At 66.1% G+C, this 14,677-nt stretch carries 13 protein-coding genes (1 of these 13 cut by a window edge); 5 read left to right on the forward strand and 8 right to left on the reverse strand.

Going from position 1 to position 14,677, the window contains the following annotated elements:
* Window positions 1-42 precede the first annotated feature (42 nt).
* The 5 genes from N0D28_RS01635 to glpK all read right to left on the reverse strand — a co-directional run bounded on the left by N0D28_RS01635 (window position 43) and on the right by glpK (window position 7,625).
* Entirely contained in the window at window positions 43-393 is a 351-nt protein-coding gene (locus N0D28_RS01635; protein ID WP_260560674.1) for a metallophosphoesterase family protein, read from the reverse strand.
* Window positions 394-755: 362 nt separating this feature from the next.
* Window positions 756-1,757 (reverse strand): DHH family phosphoesterase, encoded by a 1,002-nt coding sequence (locus tag N0D28_RS01640; protein WP_260560675.1) that lies wholly within the window; start codon window positions 1,755-1,757, stop codon window positions 756-758.
* 66 nt (window positions 1,758-1,823) lie between these two features.
* Window positions 1,824-4,169 carry a penicillin acylase family protein gene (locus N0D28_RS01645; protein ID WP_260560676.1) on the reverse strand — a complete coding sequence of 782 codons (2,346 nt, stop codon included), beginning with the start codon at window positions 4,167-4,169 and terminating at the stop codon, window positions 1,824-1,826.
* Window positions 4,170-4,429: 260 nt separating this feature from the next.
* Window positions 4,430-5,992, reverse strand: coding sequence for a glycerol-3-phosphate dehydrogenase/oxidase (locus N0D28_RS01650; protein WP_260560677.1), 1,563 nt, complete (start codon window positions 5,990-5,992; stop codon window positions 4,430-4,432).
* Between the two features lie 118 nt (window positions 5,993-6,110).
* The gene (glpK, locus tag N0D28_RS01655) at window positions 6,111-7,625 is read right to left on the reverse strand and encodes a glycerol kinase GlpK (RefSeq protein WP_260560678.1); all 1,515 of its coding nucleotides are present in this window, start codon (window positions 7,623-7,625) and stop codon (window positions 6,111-6,113) included.
* Between the two features lie 159 nt (window positions 7,626-7,784).
* Here glpK and N0D28_RS01660 point away from each other — a divergent pair, with 159 nt between their 5' ends.
* From N0D28_RS01660 to N0D28_RS01675, 4 genes are all read left to right on the forward strand, one after another.
* Window positions 7,785-8,759, forward strand: coding sequence for a sugar-binding transcriptional regulator (locus tag N0D28_RS01660; RefSeq protein ID WP_260560679.1), 975 nt, complete (start codon window positions 7,785-7,787; stop codon window positions 8,757-8,759).
* A gap of 64 nt (window positions 8,760-8,823) precedes the next feature.
* Window positions 8,824-9,471, forward strand: coding sequence for a lysophospholipid acyltransferase family protein (locus N0D28_RS01665; RefSeq protein ID WP_260560680.1), 648 nt, complete (start codon window positions 8,824-8,826; stop codon window positions 9,469-9,471).
* Between the two features lie 68 nt (window positions 9,472-9,539).
* Window positions 9,540-10,475, forward strand: a complete 936-nt coding sequence (locus N0D28_RS01670; RefSeq protein WP_260560681.1) for a carbon-nitrogen hydrolase family protein — start codon at window positions 9,540-9,542, stop codon at window positions 10,473-10,475.
* A gap of 29 nt (window positions 10,476-10,504) precedes the next feature.
* Complete coding sequence (locus tag N0D28_RS01675) at window positions 10,505-11,155, forward strand: class I SAM-dependent methyltransferase (RefSeq protein ID WP_260560682.1); 651 nt, start codon at window positions 10,505-10,507, stop codon at window positions 11,153-11,155.
* A 75-nt stretch (window positions 11,156-11,230) separates the two neighbouring features.
* Here the strand turns inward: N0D28_RS01675 and N0D28_RS01680 are convergent, their stop codons facing one another.
* A complete protein-coding gene (locus tag N0D28_RS01680) occupies window positions 11,231-12,403 on the reverse strand; it encodes a tetratricopeptide repeat protein (protein WP_260560683.1) in 1,173 nt (390 codons plus the stop codon).
* A gap of 122 nt (window positions 12,404-12,525) precedes the next feature.
* On the opposite strand from N0D28_RS01680, the gene N0D28_RS01685 reads away from it, so the two are divergent.
* Window positions 12,526-13,503 carry a DMT family transporter gene (locus tag N0D28_RS01685; RefSeq protein ID WP_260560684.1) on the forward strand — a complete coding sequence of 326 codons (978 nt, stop codon included), beginning with the start codon at window positions 12,526-12,528 and terminating at the stop codon, window positions 13,501-13,503.
* Here the strand turns inward: N0D28_RS01685 and tgt are convergent.
* Window positions 13,424-14,611 carry a tRNA guanosine(34) transglycosylase Tgt gene (tgt, locus tag N0D28_RS01690; RefSeq protein WP_260560685.1) on the reverse strand — a complete coding sequence of 396 codons (1,188 nt, stop codon included), beginning with the start codon at window positions 14,609-14,611 and terminating at the stop codon, window positions 13,424-13,426. The two genes, N0D28_RS01685 and tgt, sit on opposite strands and share 80 nt — an antisense overlap.
* A gap of 35 nt (window positions 14,612-14,646) precedes the next feature.
* A protein-coding gene (locus N0D28_RS15615) for a putative immunity protein (protein ID WP_376777645.1) crosses the window boundary here: on the reverse strand, window positions 14,647-14,677 show its end. The gene runs 452 nt beyond the window's last position; 31 of the gene's 483 nt are visible here — the last part of the coding sequence; its start codon lies beyond the right edge, outside the window — the gene reads right to left on this strand; the stop codon is at window positions 14,647-14,649.

The raw sequence follows: 14,677 nt of genomic DNA on the forward strand, positions 1-14,677 counted from the left end.
AAGCGCTTTTTGCAGAATCCCGAAACGGCAATCTGGTTGTACTTAGCGGGGAATCAAATCGGCGCACAGCACTTCCGGCGGGCTGCCCAGGCCACGCGAGATGTAGAAGACGCCGTTATCAGGTTCACGCCGCGCTCCAGTGTGCCAGCGCCGCCCACGCGCTACCGTCAGGCCGAACAGGCGAATCTGTCCGCCGTGGGTATGTCTGGTCAGCAGCCGCACATCGGCCTCGCCACGAAAGCATTCAGGACGCTCAAGCCCGTCAACACTGTTGTCGTAGCCGTAGATTTGCAGGCGCAGGTCACCAAACGTGATGCTCTCGCCCGCGTTGAGCAGCACCCGCTCCACCCCGGATACACGCCGCAGCACCGCGTCCGTTTCCAGTGGGGTCATCAGGCGTTTGCAGCCCCGCTCCAGTGTCTCGCACGCTCAGTTGCCCGGCACGAAATAAATATGCGGGCAGGTCATGCGCCCCAGCTCAGCCAGCACCCGCTCCAGATCACGCAGGTGGCTGACCAGATCGCCCATGGCGCACACCCCATCTGGCTTAGGGCATTGACCCGATTTGAAATGCAGCCGTTCGGCAAGCGGGTCCGGCCATGCAGATCACTGAGCTACACCACCCGCACGGCGCGGCCACGGCCCACGACCGGCATTCAGCCGCTCGGTTCGCAGCCAGTGGGTCTCAATGCCCAGCCATAGCGAGGCCGCGGCAGCGCCCACGATCAGCCAGCGCCAGTTCGCCCTCTTTGCTATTAGCGCAGACCCACCCGCCGCAGTTCGGCGTCCGCCGCCGCGTTGAAGCGCGAGAACGCTTCTTTGTAAGGTGCGTCCACCGAGGCCCCCGCTGCTGCCACGTGCCCGCCGCCGCCCAGCGCCACCGCGACGTTCTGGGCGCTGACCCGGCCCCGTGAGCGCAGCGACACCTTGACCCGCTCGCCGTAATCCTTGAACATCACCGCCAGTTCCGCGCCGTCGGCGTTGCGGATGGTGTTGACATACGATTCCACATCTTCCCATTCGGCCTGGGTGCGCGCCAGGGCCGCCTCGTCCACCCGCGAGCGCACGATCAGGCCGTCACTGGAAAAGGCCATTTGATCGAGCACCTCGCGCAGCAGGGCGTAGTAGCGCTGCGGGTTGCGGGCCAGCTGGTCGTTGATCCAGGCCAGGTCCGCGCCGTGTTCGACGAGGTCGGCGGCAGTTCTCAGCACCTGCGGAGTGGTGTTGGAAAAACGGAACGAGCCGGTGTCAGTATTGGTGCCGAGCAGCAGCGGCGTGGCGATCTCACCGGTCCAGGGAACGCCCAGCGCGTCTACCACGTCCTTGATCATCATGGCCGCCGCCGCCTGCGAGGGGTCCACCAGACTGACAGTGGCCTCGCGGCGGTTGGTGCCGTGGTGATCAATGTTGACGACCTGCCCCTTAAACGCCGTGATATCGGCCCCAGCCACCCGCGCCAGATCGGTGTTGTCCACGTCCAGCACAGCAGCCAGCGCACCCTCAGGCCAGCCCTCCAGGCGCGGCAGTACCTCGCCCTCGTGCGGCAGGAACGTCAGGTAGCGCGGCACATCCATGTAGGTCTGGGCGTCCTGGCCGAGCGATCTCAGCGCCCGCTGGAGGCCCAGGCAACTGCCCAGTGCGTCGCCGTCAGGATCAACGTGCGCCAGGATCACGATGGGGCCGGGGTGCAACTTCAGGCAGGCTGCCGCCTCCTGCACGAGCTGGGCATAGCGGGGTTCGGCGGCGTTTTGGGTCATAGCGCCGAGTATAAGCACCCATCTTAAGAAATCGGTCAGAAGTGTCGCCGACCCGGTCAATTCAGTTTATGGCTGCGTCAGCTTCAGCACCCGCGTCCGGCCCCAGTCGGCAGGATCGCTGCTCATAGGGATGTAGTCGCCCTCCTTCCACATCCGCATCTGGTCGGCGTAGTGCGGCCCAATCGGGTTGCCGCCCTGCCCCAGCGTGCCGACAAACAGACTCTTGTTGAGATCGGAGAAGTCCACAATCTGGCGGTAGCTCGGTGCGTGGGTCTGCTGATAGGTGCCGGGGTCGGGGCGGGCCACGTCCACCGTGTCGGTGCCGCCGGACGTGGGTGTGTGGCGGTTGAATAGCCAGCCGATGGCCTTGACGCCGCCGAAGGCCTGGTGGTTGTTGGCAACCTGGTGCAGCTTGCCGTACACCCACTGCGCGGGATCAGGGCCGAGACGGGCGCTGAGGTCGGTCACCGCCGCCTTGAGACTGCGGGTCAGCCACGCCGCGCAGTCGCCCTGGCCGTTCACCGCGCACAGCTTACTGTTGGTCTTGAGGGCGTTCAGCACGGCCAGACTGTTGACGTGACCGGTATTTTTGAGTTCATCCTGCGCCAGCGTCTGAAGCTGCATCAGCCACGCCTCGAAGATCAGCGGCGGCACGGCCTCAGCCCGCTCGTTGCCGTCCCAGCCTTTGAGGAGGTCGAGCGCCCTGGTACTGAGGTCGCCGTCGGGTCTGGCCGCCAGCAGGTACGGCTTGAGGTCGCGCCATACCAGACTGACGGTGTCGAGCTGGGTCGCCTTCACGTCGTCCACACTCAGCTTGTCCTTGGCCGTCAGCAACTCGGTGATGCGCTCGGCGCGGTACGGCTCGGCCCAGTTGCGGATGTTGGCGAGGAAATAGGGGTAGCTGTCCGGCACGACCTTGTTGTTGGCACTGACGATCAGGCCGTCTACGGGGTTGTAGGTGTGCGGCAGGGCGTCAAAAGGAATAAAGCCGGTCCACTCGTGCTGGCCGTCATCCTGAACCGGCAGGCTGCCGTCCCAGTCTTTCCCCTGGCGGATCGGCACCCTGCCGGGGGCGTAGTAGCCGGTATTGCCGTCCAGGTCGGCGTAGACGAAATTCTGGCTGGGGGCCACGTAGAACTTGAGGGCGCTGGTGAAGTCGGTCCAGTTTTTAGCGTAGTTCAGGCCCAGGAAAGCGTCCAGGGTGGTGTCGCCGGGCGCGAGGGCCGTCCACTTGAGGGCCACACGCGGGCCGACGGCTGCCGCGTCGCCGCTCACGCCGGAAATGATCGGGCCGTGGGCGCTCTCGGCCACTATCAGGTTCACGTCCGGCTCACCCTTCACCTTGATGACCTCAGTGCGGGTCGTCAGTTTGGCGCTCGGCGGCTCGATGTAAAGGTCCTGCACGTCGGGGTTGACGTTGGTGACGCCCCAGGCCAGGCGGTCATTTCGGCCAATCACCACGGCGGGCAGCCCCGGCAGTGTGGCCCCAATGGAGTGCAGGGTCGGCCCCTTGAGGTCGGCCAGATACCACAGCATCGGGGCGCTGAGGGCCAGGTGCGGGTCGTCGGCCAGAATCGGCTTGCCGCTGACGGTGTGCTGCCCGCCGATGACCCAGTCGTTGCTCCCCTTACCCGGCACATTGACGAAGCCGAGCGAGCGGGCCGCCGCCAGTTGGGCCTGGAGCTGACGGATGGTCACCGCAGGCAGCCGGGCACTCTCGGTCGGTACGGTGCGGTGCGCCCCGGTCTTTAGCTCGTCCGCGCTGAGGATGGTCGGCGCGTCTTTGGGATACGGCGGCATCACCTCACCCAGCGCATTCGGACCGAGTTTCTGCGCCACCTGCGCTCCCAGCAACTCGTCGTCCCAGTTGCCACCGAGGTCGTAGGCCAGCAGCTTGCTCCACGACACGCTGTCCACGTCCGTCCAGGGTTCGGGCCTGAAGCCCAGAATGCGGAACTCCAGCGGCAGGCGGTTCTGGGCGATGGCGGCGTTGACGCCCCGCGTGTAGGCACTGACCAGCTCGCGGCTGCGCGGCGAGAGGGCCGGGAGAATGCTCCGGGCGGCCCGCTCAAAGCCCCAGGTCCGCAGGAACTTGTCCTGATCCAGCGCGGCCTTGCCCAGCACCTCGCTCAGGCGTCCCTGGGCCACCCGGCGCTGAAACTCCATCTGCCACAAGCGGTCCTGGCCGTGAACGAAGCCCAGCGCCTCCACAGCGTCGGCGTCGGACTTCTCAGCCACGATGTGCGGCACGCCCCAGCGGTCACGGGTGACGGTTACCGGCCCAGTCAGCCCCGGCAGTCTGAGTTCGCCCGTCAGTTTCGGGTTGGTGACGCCATTGAAATAGATCAGCGCCCCTGCCACCGCCACAAACAGCACCAATAGAAAAACGCCAAACCCGCGCAAGATACGCATATCCACTTCCTCCAGACGAACAGTTGACCTTGAGTTGCCTTGCTGCTCAAGCTAGCGCGTCTGAGCGGAGTTTGGACCGGGTGCATGAATTTGACTTCGCCCGCATACTGCGCTATAATTTTCCTATCAATCAAACGACAGCCGCCTGTGAGGCGGATTTTTTATGGCCATCCTTCCCTGACCTGGGCCGTGCCAGCACGTCAGATGAAACAAGATGGGGAGCCAGAGCCTCAGCCCCAGCCCCCGTGCGCTGAGCCGCTTCAGCCCGGCAGCATGTAGCCCGCCGCCAGTTCCCGGTAAGCCCTGACCTGCTCGGCTTGCCAGGTGGCGTCCTTGCCCAGTTCCTCAGCCAGCAGTGCGGCAGTGCGCGGTGCGGCCTCACCGCTGGCCCTGGCATTCAGCAGCAGCGCCCGCAGGCGGCGCGAGAGCACATCCTCAACGCTGCGGGCCTGCTCCATGCGGGCGGCCCAGCGCACCTCGGCCTCGCTGTAAGGCAACTCCGGATGCAGCAGGGTCTTCGCGCCCTCCAGCGCCTGAATGCTGGCGGCGTCGGTGCCGTAGACCTTCCAGTGGTCTGCAATGTCGGCCTGGCTCCAGCCGTGCAGCGGCAGACCCGGCGTCAGGGTCAGGCGCGGCGGCAGACCCGCCAGTTCGGCGGCGCGGTTCACGGCGTCCTCGCCCATCCGGCGGTAAGTGGTCCACTTGCCGCCGGTCAGGGTCAGCAACCCACTTTCCGAGATGCGAATAACGTGGTCGCGTGAGAGCGCTTTGGTGTCGCTGCCCTCGGCGGCCTTGACCAGCGGTCGCAGACCCACGTACACGCTACGCACGTCGGCGCGGGTGGGGGCCGGGTCAAGGTACTGGGCCGCCGTCTGGAGAATGAATTCGATTTCCTCGGGCAGGGCGCGCGGCTCCAGGCTGACTTCCGGCACGGCGGTGTCGGTGGTACCAATGACCACGTGGTCGTGCCAGGGGACCGCGAACAGCACCCGCCCGTCGTCGGTACGCGGCACCATCAGGGCGCTGTTGCCCGGCAGGAAGCGGCGGTCCACGACCACATGCACGCCCTGACTCGGCGAGAGCATCGGCTTGGCTTTGGCATCGTCCATCCGGCGCACGCTGTCCACGAACACACCCGTCGCATTGATGACGGTCCTGGCCCGCACGGTGTACTCGCGGCCCGTTTCCGAGTCCCGGAAGGTCGCGCCGGAGATTTTTCCGCCGGACTTGGTCAGGCCCACCACCGGAGCCGCGTTGAGGGCCACACCGCTATAGTCCTCGAAGGTCCGCAGCAGGGTAATCGCCAGGCGCGAGTCGTCGAACTGGCCGTCGAAATACAGCACGCCGCCGCTGAGTCCGCTTTTCTTGAGGGTTGGCGCGAGGGACAGCGCCTCGTCTCGCCCGACCAGGCGGCTGGGCTTCAGGTTGAGCTTGCCCGCCAGCGCGTCGTACATCTTCAGCCCGATGCCGTAAAAGGGCTTGGACCACCACGTGTAGGCGGCGATCAGAAAGCCCAGATCGTGAACGAGGTGGGGAGCGTTCTTCTTGAGGAGGCCGCGCTCGTGCAGCGCCTCGCGCACCAGCGACACATTGCCCTGGGCCAGATACCGCACCCCACCGTGCACCAGCTTGGTGCTGCGGCTCGACGTGCCCTTGGCGTAGTCGTGGGCTTCCAGCAGCAGGGTGCGGTAGCCGCGCGTGGCCGCCTCCAGCGCCGCGCCGAGGCCCGAAGCGCCGCCGCCGATCACCAGCACGTCCCAGAGTATGTCCTGGCTGGCGGCCTGAAGAAGTTGAGGGCGGGAATCTGTTGCGGGTGAGGTCATGGGCACATCCTTTGGAGTGGCGAGAGGAGTAGCAGCAAAGCTTGAACGGATGTTCTCATTTATCGAACGGATGTTCAACGATCTGGATTACAGAGTGTCAGTAGCTTCAGACGGCGGCTCAGGCGTCGTCCTCAGCCCAGTTGCGCGAACGTTCCACGGCCTTCTTCCAGCGGTTCATGCGGGCAGCCCGCTCATCCTCCGTCATCTGCGGCTCGAAGCGTCTCCCCTCCTGCCACTGGGCGGCAATCTCCTGGGTATCTTGCCAGTAGCCCACCGCCAGGCCCGCCAGATAGGCTGCTCCCAGCGCGGTGGTTTCGGTGATGCGGGGCCGCACCACCGGCACGCCCAGCAGATCGGCCTGGAACTGCATCATCAGGTCGTTGGTGCTGCCGCCGCCGTCCACCCGCAGCTCACTCACCATCACGCCGCTGTCTTTCTGCATGGCCAGTAGCAACTCGGCACTCTGAAAGGCCACCGCCTCCAGCGCGGCGCGGGCGATATGCGCCCCAGTGGTGCCGCGTGTCATGCCCAGCAGGGCGGCGCGGGCGTAGGGGTCCCAGTAGGGCGCACCGAGGCCCACGAAGGCGGGCACCAGATAGACCCCGCCGCTGTCCGGCACGCTGCGGGCCAGCGCCTCCACCTCGCCGCTGCTGCGGATAATGCCCAGGCCATCGCGCAGCCACTGCACCACCGCGCCCGCCACGAACACCGAGCCTTCCAGCGCATAGGTCCGCTGGGCCTGTGCCCCCTCGCCGAACTGCCAGGCCACCGTGGTCAGCAGCCGGTTCTGGCTCGGCACCGCCTCCCCTGCCGTATTCATCAACATGAAACAGCCAGTGCCGTAGGTGTTCTTGGCCATGCCGCGCTCCAGGCAAGCCTGACCGAAGGTGGCCGCCATCTGGTCCCCGGCGATTCCGGCAATCCTGATGCGGCTGCCGAGGAGCCCCTCGGCGGTCTCGCCGTAGACTTCGCTGGAGGCCCGCACCTGCGGCAGCACGGCACGCGGCACACCGAAGAGGGCCAGCAGTTCGTCGTCCCATTCGCCGGTGTGGATGTTATAGAGCAGGGTACGCGAGGCGTTGGACGCGTCGGTGAGGTGCAACTCGCCGCCGGTGAGGTTGTAGACCAGCCACGAATCGACGGTGCCGAAGGCCAGTTCGCCGCGCTCGGCCTTCTCGCGCGCGCCCGGCACGTGGTCGAGCAGCCAGCGGACTTTAGTTCCGGAGAAGTAAGCGTCGAGCCTCAGACCGGTTTTTTGCTCAATCAGCGCCTCGTAGCCCGCCGCCCGCAGCCGGTCACACTCGCTGGCCGTGCGGCGGTCCTGCCAGACGATGGCGTTGTAGATCGGCTGGCCGCTGGCCCGGTCCCACAGCACCACCGTTTCGCGCTGGTTGGTGATGCCGATGGCAGCGATGTCGCTGGAACGCAGCCCGGCCCGCGAAATGGCTTCCTGTGCCACGCCAATCTGGGTACTCCAGAGTTCCTGGGCATCGTGCTCAACCTGGCCCGGTTCGGGAAAGATCTGACGAAATTCTTTTTGGGCCTGCGCCCTGATGTTGCCCGCCCGGTCGAACACGACGGCGCGGCTGGACGTGGTGCCCTGATCGAGCGCGAGAATGTAGGGTTCGCTCATCGGTTCTCCTTGAAGGCCGTGCGGAACAAGACTGTGGCTGGGGTCTGACGTTCAGTCTAGTCTTGGCAGCAACTGAACAAATGTCAAGCCGCCATTGAACAGCCGTTCAAGTCTGCCGTTCCTCTTTCCAGCCGCGCCGCCTCGCTATGCTGAGCGGCAATGACCAGCGACCTCAGCGCTTCTCCCGATCAGGCAGCCCAGGCAGTGCAGGTGGCGCGGCTGTATTTTTATCAGGGCCTGACCACCGGCGAGATTGCCGCCGAACTCGGCGTTTCGCGCCCGCGCGTCTCGCGGCTGCTGACGCTGGCACGGCGCAGCGGCCTGGTTGAGATCCGCATTCACGACCCCGCCGAGCATCCACAGGTGCTGGAAGCCGAATTGCGGGCGCGCTTTCCCGGCCTCTCGCCACATGTGGTGGATGTGCCGCCCGGGAGCAGCGAGGCCCTCAGCCTGGAGCGGGTGGCGGCCTACAGCGCCAACCTGCTGGGCAATACCCTGCAACCTGGGCAGACGGTGGGCCTGGCCTGGGGCAACACCCTCGACGCCGTCAGCCGCGCCCTGAAGCCGCGCGCCATTCCTGAGCTGACCTTTGTGCAGCTCAACGGCTCGGCCAACGCCCACGATTTCGTCAGCGGTTTCGTCACCGACACCCTGCTGCGCTTCGCCCGCGCCTACGGAGGCCGGGCGCACCTCTTTCCGGTGCCGACCTTCTTCGACAATCCCCAGACCAAGCATCTGATGTGGCAGGAGCGCAGCGTCCGGCACGTGCTGGACCTGCAAGACCGGGCCGAGGTGCTGCTCTACTCGCTGGGCAGCATCCAGGCCGATTCTCCGAGCCACGTCTACACGGCAGGTTATCTGGGCGCGCAGGAGCAGGCCGAGCTGGACGCCCAGGGCGTGGTGGGCGACCTCGCCACCGTGTTTTACCGCGCTGACGGTAGCTTCCGGGGCATTCCGATCAACGAGCGCGCCAGCGGCCCCGATCTGGAAAAAGTCAGGGCCGCTGAGCAGTCCATCTGCGTGGTGGCGGGCGTCGGCAAGACCCATGCCCTGCACGCCGCCTTGCAGGGAGGTCTGGCAAAAACACTGGTGGTTGACGAGCGGGCGGCGCGGGCGGTGCTGGAACTGGACTGAACGGGAGCGGGCCGAAGAGAATGGAGTGCAGGGCCGCCGCCCAGCCCCGCTGTATCCTGACGCCATGACCGCGCCTCAGCCCGAACCGCAGCCCAGTTTCGTTGCGGCCAGACCCGCTGCGCCTGGACACGCCGAAGAGCTCCACGCGCCGCCGGTCAACCCGCTGGTGTACCAGTTGGTCGTCACGGCCATGAATATGCCCCGGCTGCTGCGCGGCGAGTACATCCACACGCTGGGGCGCGAACACATCCCGCCGCCCGGACACAAACTGGTGGTCGCCGGGGCGCACGTCTCGGCACTCGATCCATTCATCATCGCCAAGGTCATGCCGGGCCACCATGTGCAGTTCATGTCCAAAAAAGAGCTGTTCAAGCCGATCATGGGTGACATCATCAAGGCGGGCGGCAGCTTCCCCATAGACCGCAGCGGCAACGATGTGGCAGCCATTCGCACCGCCCTGAGGATTCTCAAGGAGGACGGCACCCTCGGCCTGTTTCCTGAGGGCACACGCGGCGGCGGCCAGATGCAGGGCGGCGTGGCCCTGATCGCCCTGCGCGGGCGCGCCCCAGTGTTGCCGGTGGGCTTAAGACGCGACGGCAAACGCTGGCTGGTACGCTTCGGCCCCGTCATCGAGCCGAAAGGCAGCATCAAGGCCCTCACGGCACAGGTCGGTGAGGAAATTCTGCGTCTCAGCGCACCGCTGGGTTCCTGAGATTGATCTCGATTGAGCAATTTGAGCGCTGAGTGTCAAGATCACCCAGGAAACCCTAGACTTGGCCAATGACCGTTCTGCGCGTGGCCGCCGCTGCCTATCTGTGCCGTCAACCGACTGACTGGGACGACTACGAGGCCGCGCTGAGCAACTTCGTGGCGGCAGGCGTGGCCAGCGGCGCTCAGGTGCTGGTACTGCCCGAGTACGCCAGCCTGGAACTTGTCGGCCTGCTGCCTGCCGCTCTGTGGGACGATGTGCAGGCCCAGCGCGGCGCATTGCAGGTCTTTCTGCCTGCTTTTCTGGAGCTGCACGCCCGACTGGCGCAGCAGCACGGCGTCTATCTGCTGGCGGCCAGCCTGATCGTCGAAGCGGCGGCGGGGCGCTATGTCAACCGCGCCCACTTTTTCGGCCCAGGCGGTGAGCGCCACTTTCAGGACAAGCTGGTCATGACCCGTTTCGAGGCCGAGGAGTGGTTGATCGAGAGCGGCGAGGGCCTCAAGGTCTTCGAGACGGCCTACGGCACCCTGGGCATCAATATCTGCTACGACGCCGAGTTTCCCGATTTTGCCCGCGCCCAGGCGGCGGCGGGCTGCGACGTACTGCTGGTGCCCAGCTTCACCGGCAGCCTGCACGGCTACCAGCGGGTGCGGGTGGGCAGCATGGCCCGCGCCCTGGAAAATCAGATCTATACCGTTCACGCGCCGTGCCTGGCCGACGCGCCGTGGAGCTACGCCATCGAGACAGCGGTGGGCGCACCCGCTGTTTACGCGCCGCCCGACACCGGCTTTCCGGCCAGCGGAGTGGTGGCCGAGGGCGAGTTCGGCGCACCCGGTTGGCTGTGCCATGACCTCGACCTGGCCCTGGTCCGCGAGGTGCGGCGCAGCGGCCAGGTGCTCAATGCCCGCGATCATCTCTGGGCCGCGCGGCAGGCGGCGGGCGCAGTGAGTCGGCTGAGCTTTGACAGCACACCGGACAAGCGGAGCAACCGACCCGCCGGACTGTGAGGTTTTGAACTGTTAGACTCCGAACTGTGATGGAGCCTCATTCCCGCGAGTGGTACGCCAAAATGGCCCGCGAACTGGGAACCTACAGCCATCCCTGGACGCGCCACATCGACGGCCCCGACCCGGAGCTGATCTACGATGCGCTGCTCTCGAATCTGCTGGCAGGCGGCATGTGGGTGCTGGAAGCGGGCTGCGCCGACGGCAGGGACGCGGCCCGCTTTAGCAGCCACGCGGCGGCCTGGACCGGCTATGACCAGGAAGAAGAATTCATCAAGCTGGCCCGCCAGAAGGTTCCGCAAGCGGCGTTCGCGGTCTGGGACGGCAAGAGCGAACTCTCGCTGATGCTGCGCGGCCCCTACGACCTGGTGGTGTCGCGCCGGGGACCGACCAGCGTCATTGACCACCTGCCGGAAGTGGCCGCCCCGGAAGCCCGCTTCCTGTACGTCGGCCCAGCACTGGATGTGCCCGGCGTGCCGGAGAAACTCAGCACCATCGGCTGGCAGGTGCTGGGCGAGTGGCGCACCCGTGTGCGCGCCTGGCTTCCCACTGAGGACGATGACCGCGCCCGCTCCGAATTTCTGGGAGAAGCCCACGACCCGGAGCGCTGGGAACGCGAGGCCGAGGAGCGGGGCCGGGCCTACTGGGAAGAGAGATACACCGTTCTCGCCGCCGCACAATAGAAAGCGACCAAACAGCGAGCGGCGGGCACCTCTTCACAGGGTGGCCCGCCGCTCGCTATTGCTCAGTACTTATGCTTATTTGCCCTGCTGGGCCAGTTTCAGGTAGTAGGCGCTGGACTTGTCGTTGGGGTCGAGTGACACGGCCTGCCCGTAGGCTGAAGCGGCGGCAGGGTAATCCTTGTTCTCGTAGGCGACCCGGCCTGCCCAGGCCCAGGCTTTGGCGTAGCTGGGACTGAGCTGGGTGGCCTGAATAAAGCCGGTCTCGGCCCCTGCCTTGTCGCCCGACGCGTACTTGGTGTAGGCCGCCCGGAACGCCTGCACGGCGGGCAGGCCCACGCCCTGGGCTTCCTGCACCACACTGAGGTTGTAACGGTCGGCGGCGCTCGCGCCCGGCAACTGGGTCGCGGCGGTGTAGGCGGCAGTGGCGGCGGGCAAGTTGCCGAGTTCCAGTCCCAGGCGGCCCTGCTCGCGCCAGGCCTCAATGAAGTTAGGCGCAGCGGCAGTGGCCTGCTGATAGAGCTTCAGTGCCCCGGCCTTGTCGCCCTTGTCGATTGCCTCGTAAGCCCGGCTGAAGGCGGTGGTGGCGGCGGGGCCGTACTTGCCCGCGTTCTGCGAGACTTGCAGGAAATACGGCACCGTCTTGTCATTCGGCGCGAGCTGGGCCGCCTGCTGATACAGACGGGTGGCGTCGTTATAGTTGCCGCCCTCCAGGGCCACACGGGCGTTCCAGATGACGCAGGCCACGTTGTCCGGCTGCAACTGGCTGCACTTCTGAAAGAACAGCGGCGCGCTGACCAGATCGCCGCGCACGTAGGCGGCGTAACCGATGTTGTACTGCACGGTGGCGGCCTTGGTGCGGGCCGCGTTGTCGTTCGGCTTGATGGCCAGGTAGGCGTCCCAGGAGCGCTCGGCCTGCTTCCAGAAGCCCACGTCGGTGTAGATCGTGGCGCGCAGCAGCAAGTAATCCGGGTTGTTCGGCTCGGCATTCACGGCCTGGTCAGCGGCGGCGGCAGCCTGCTTCCAGGGCGTACGGTCCACGTTCCAGTCGGCTCTCGGCAACTTGGTGCGGGCCTGGGCCGCCAGATCGGTGGCCTGCTGGGCATACTGGGCCGCACTCATCGGGGTAGCGGGGGCGGCCTGAGTCGTGGGGGCGGCAGGCTGGGCATCCGTCGTCTGGGCGGCGGCGGTCTGGGCCGTCAGCAGCGCCAGCGACACCAGGGCCGCCATTCTGAATGTGGTTCTGTTCATTGAAAACCTCCGGCAAAACTCCTGCCAGTCTAGAAACTCCCAGATGACCCACATGATGCCCAGCCGATCAGACCTTAAGAAACGAACCGGCAACTGTGCCCACAGCCGCTAGACTCACGGGAATGCCGCGCCATACCCTCGGACTTCTGCTGCTGATCCTGGTCACCGGGATTTGGGGCAGCACCTTCGCCGTCGTCAAAACCCTGACCGAAACGCTGGAGCCGCAGGTGTTGATCGCCTGGCGATTCCTGATCGGCACGCTGGCGACGTTGCCGCTGCTACTGTTCTGGAGACAGACCGCACCCCCACACGCCAGCCCAGACCGGCCCCGTTCGCTCTGGAAAGACGGTCTGCTGGTGGGGGCGTGGCTGATCGTCGGCTACGGCACCCAAACCATCGCCCTGCAAACCACCTCGGCCAACCGGGCAGCCTTCATCACGGCGCTGAGCGTGGTGCTGGTGCCGCTGTGGCAGGCACTGGTGGCCCGCCGTCCGCTGGGCGTGTTCCTCTGGGCGGCGGCGGCGCTGGCGGTGGCAGGCCTGGCCCTGCTTTCCTGGGAAGGTGGGGCACTGGTCGTCGGCGACGCCTGGGCGCTGGGCTGCGCCGTCAGTTACGCGGGCTTCATCCTGACCCTGGAGCGCACCGCGCCCCACCACGCTGCCCTGCCGTTTACCCTGCTGCAACTCGTCAGCGTCACGGCGCTGGCCTGGCTGTGGGCGCTGCTCTCTGGCGCGGCGCTGTGGCCGCCCGCCCCGCAGTGGTCCGGCCTGATCTACCTGGGCATCGTCGCCACCACCGTCACCACCCTGCTACAAACCGTGGGCCAACGCTGGGTCAGCGCTGCCGAGGCCAGCATCATCTACGCCCTGGAACCCGTCAGTGCCAGCCTCTTTAGCTTCGTGCTGATCGGGGAAAGGGTGGGCCTGCGGGGCCTGTTCGGCGGCGCGCTGGTGGTGTTCGCCACGGTGCTGAGTCAGTGGCGCGGCAACTCTCAGACGACTCCTGAGACGGCTGACCTGGTCAATCCTCCCCACGCACCGCACGGGCAAACCACGCCGGAAGCGGACCCGCCCAAGTCTGGGTCGTCGCCTGGGTCCTGAAATAGCGCTCGCCCCACTCGCTGGCCCACGCCTGATACTCGCCCGCCCGGATGGCGCTTCTCGCGCGCTCCACCAGCCGGTGTAGGTAACGCAGGTTGTGCAGCGACAGCAGGCGGGGAGCCAGCATCTCCTCGGCCTTGACCAGATGGGCCAGGTACGCGCGGGTGTGGTGGGTACAGGCGTAACAGTCGCAATCGGGGTCAATCGGGATGAGCTGCTGCCTCGGCGCGGCGCTGTTCATGTTGAGCCGACCATCGTCGGTCAGGGCGTAGCCGAAGCGGCCTGTGCGCGTCGGGTACACGCAGTCGAACATGTCCACGCCCAGCGCGATGCCTGCCACCAGATCCTCGGGGTGGCCCACGCCCATCAGGTAGCGCGGCTTGTTCTCGGGCAGGCCGCGCGCCGTGTAGGCCACCGCTGGAAACATCTCGTCCTTGCTTTCGCCCACCGCCAGCCCGCCAATCGCAAACCCCGGCGTCTGAAACGGAAGCGTGGCATCCAGGCTCTGCTGGCGCAATTCGGGGTGAATACCGCCCTGCACGATGGCGAACAGCGCCTGATCGGCCCTGGTTTTGGCATTCAGACACCGTTCCAGCCAGCGGACGGTGCGCTCCAGGCTGGCCCGAATGTACGGCACCTCAGCGGGAAACGGTGGGCACTCGTCAAAGGCCATGATCACATCCGCGCCGAGGCTCTGCTGCACCTCCACGCTGCGCTCCGGCGTCAGCTCGACGAGTGAGCCATCGAGGTGACTTTTGAACACCACGCCATGTTCGGAAATCTTTCGCATATGCCCCAGGCTCATCACCTGAAAGCCGCCGGAATCGGTCAGAAATGGGCCAGGGTAGCCGGTGAAGCCCGGTAGGCCGCCGTGGGCCGCCACCATCTCAGCGCCGGGCCGCAGCATCAGGTGATAGGTGTTGCCCAGAATCATCTGCGACTTGATCTCGGTCAGCTCCTGAGCGCTGATGCCCTTGACGCTGCCCTGGGTGCCCACCGGCATGAACATTGGCGTCTGGACCGTGCCGTGCGGCGTGGTGAAGGTGGCCGTTCGGGCATGGCCATCCCGACTGTGAATTCTAAATTCAAAAGGAGCGAGGTCAGACATTACCCTATTCTTTCACGGGCGGCCAAAACATCTGGCTACCGCTTCCCGTTTGAACCTGCCGAGCCA

It is taken from the genome of Deinococcus rubellus (assembly GCF_025244745.1).
In the GTDB taxonomy this organism is placed as follows: domain Bacteria; phylum Deinococcota; class Deinococci; order Deinococcales; family Deinococcaceae; genus Deinococcus; species Deinococcus rubellus.

What these genes read in the sequence shown, in the direction of transcription:
- N0D28_RS01680 (WP_260560683.1), bottom strand. Translation starts at nt 12,403, where the DNA reads ATGAACAGAACCACATTCAGAATGGCGGCCCTGGTGTCGCTGGCGCTG.
- N0D28_RS01635 (WP_260560674.1), bottom strand. Translation starts at nt 393, where the DNA reads ATGACCCCACTGGAAACGGACGCGGTGCTGCGGCGTGTATCCGGGGTG.
- N0D28_RS01640 (WP_260560675.1), bottom strand. Translation starts at nt 1,757, where the DNA reads ATGACCCAAAACGCCGCCGAACCCCGCTATGCCCAGCTCGTGCAGGAG.
- N0D28_RS01645 (WP_260560676.1), bottom strand. Translation starts at nt 4,169, where the DNA reads ATGCGTATCTTGCGCGGGTTTGGCGTTTTTCTATTGGTGCTGTTTGTG.
- N0D28_RS01675 (WP_260560682.1), top strand. Translation starts at nt 10,505, where the DNA reads ATGGAGCCTCATTCCCGCGAGTGGTACGCCAAAATGGCCCGCGAACTG.
- tgt (WP_260560685.1), bottom strand. Translation starts at nt 14,611, where the DNA reads ATGTCTGACCTCGCTCCTTTTGAATTTAGAATTCACAGTCGGGATGGC.
- N0D28_RS01650 (WP_260560677.1), bottom strand. Translation starts at nt 5,992, where the DNA reads ATGACCTCACCCGCAACAGATTCCCGCCCTCAACTTCTTCAGGCCGCC.
- glpK (WP_260560678.1), bottom strand. Translation starts at nt 7,625, where the DNA reads ATGAGCGAACCCTACATTCTCGCGCTCGATCAGGGCACCACGTCCAGC.
- N0D28_RS01670 (WP_260560681.1), top strand. Translation starts at nt 9,540, where the DNA reads ATGACCGTTCTGCGCGTGGCCGCCGCTGCCTATCTGTGCCGTCAACCG.
- N0D28_RS01685 (WP_260560684.1), top strand. Translation starts at nt 12,526, where the DNA reads ATGCCGCGCCATACCCTCGGACTTCTGCTGCTGATCCTGGTCACCGGG.
- N0D28_RS01660 (WP_260560679.1), top strand. Translation starts at nt 7,785, where the DNA reads ATGACCAGCGACCTCAGCGCTTCTCCCGATCAGGCAGCCCAGGCAGTG.
- N0D28_RS01665 (WP_260560680.1), top strand. Translation starts at nt 8,824, where the DNA reads ATGACCGCGCCTCAGCCCGAACCGCAGCCCAGTTTCGTTGCGGCCAGA.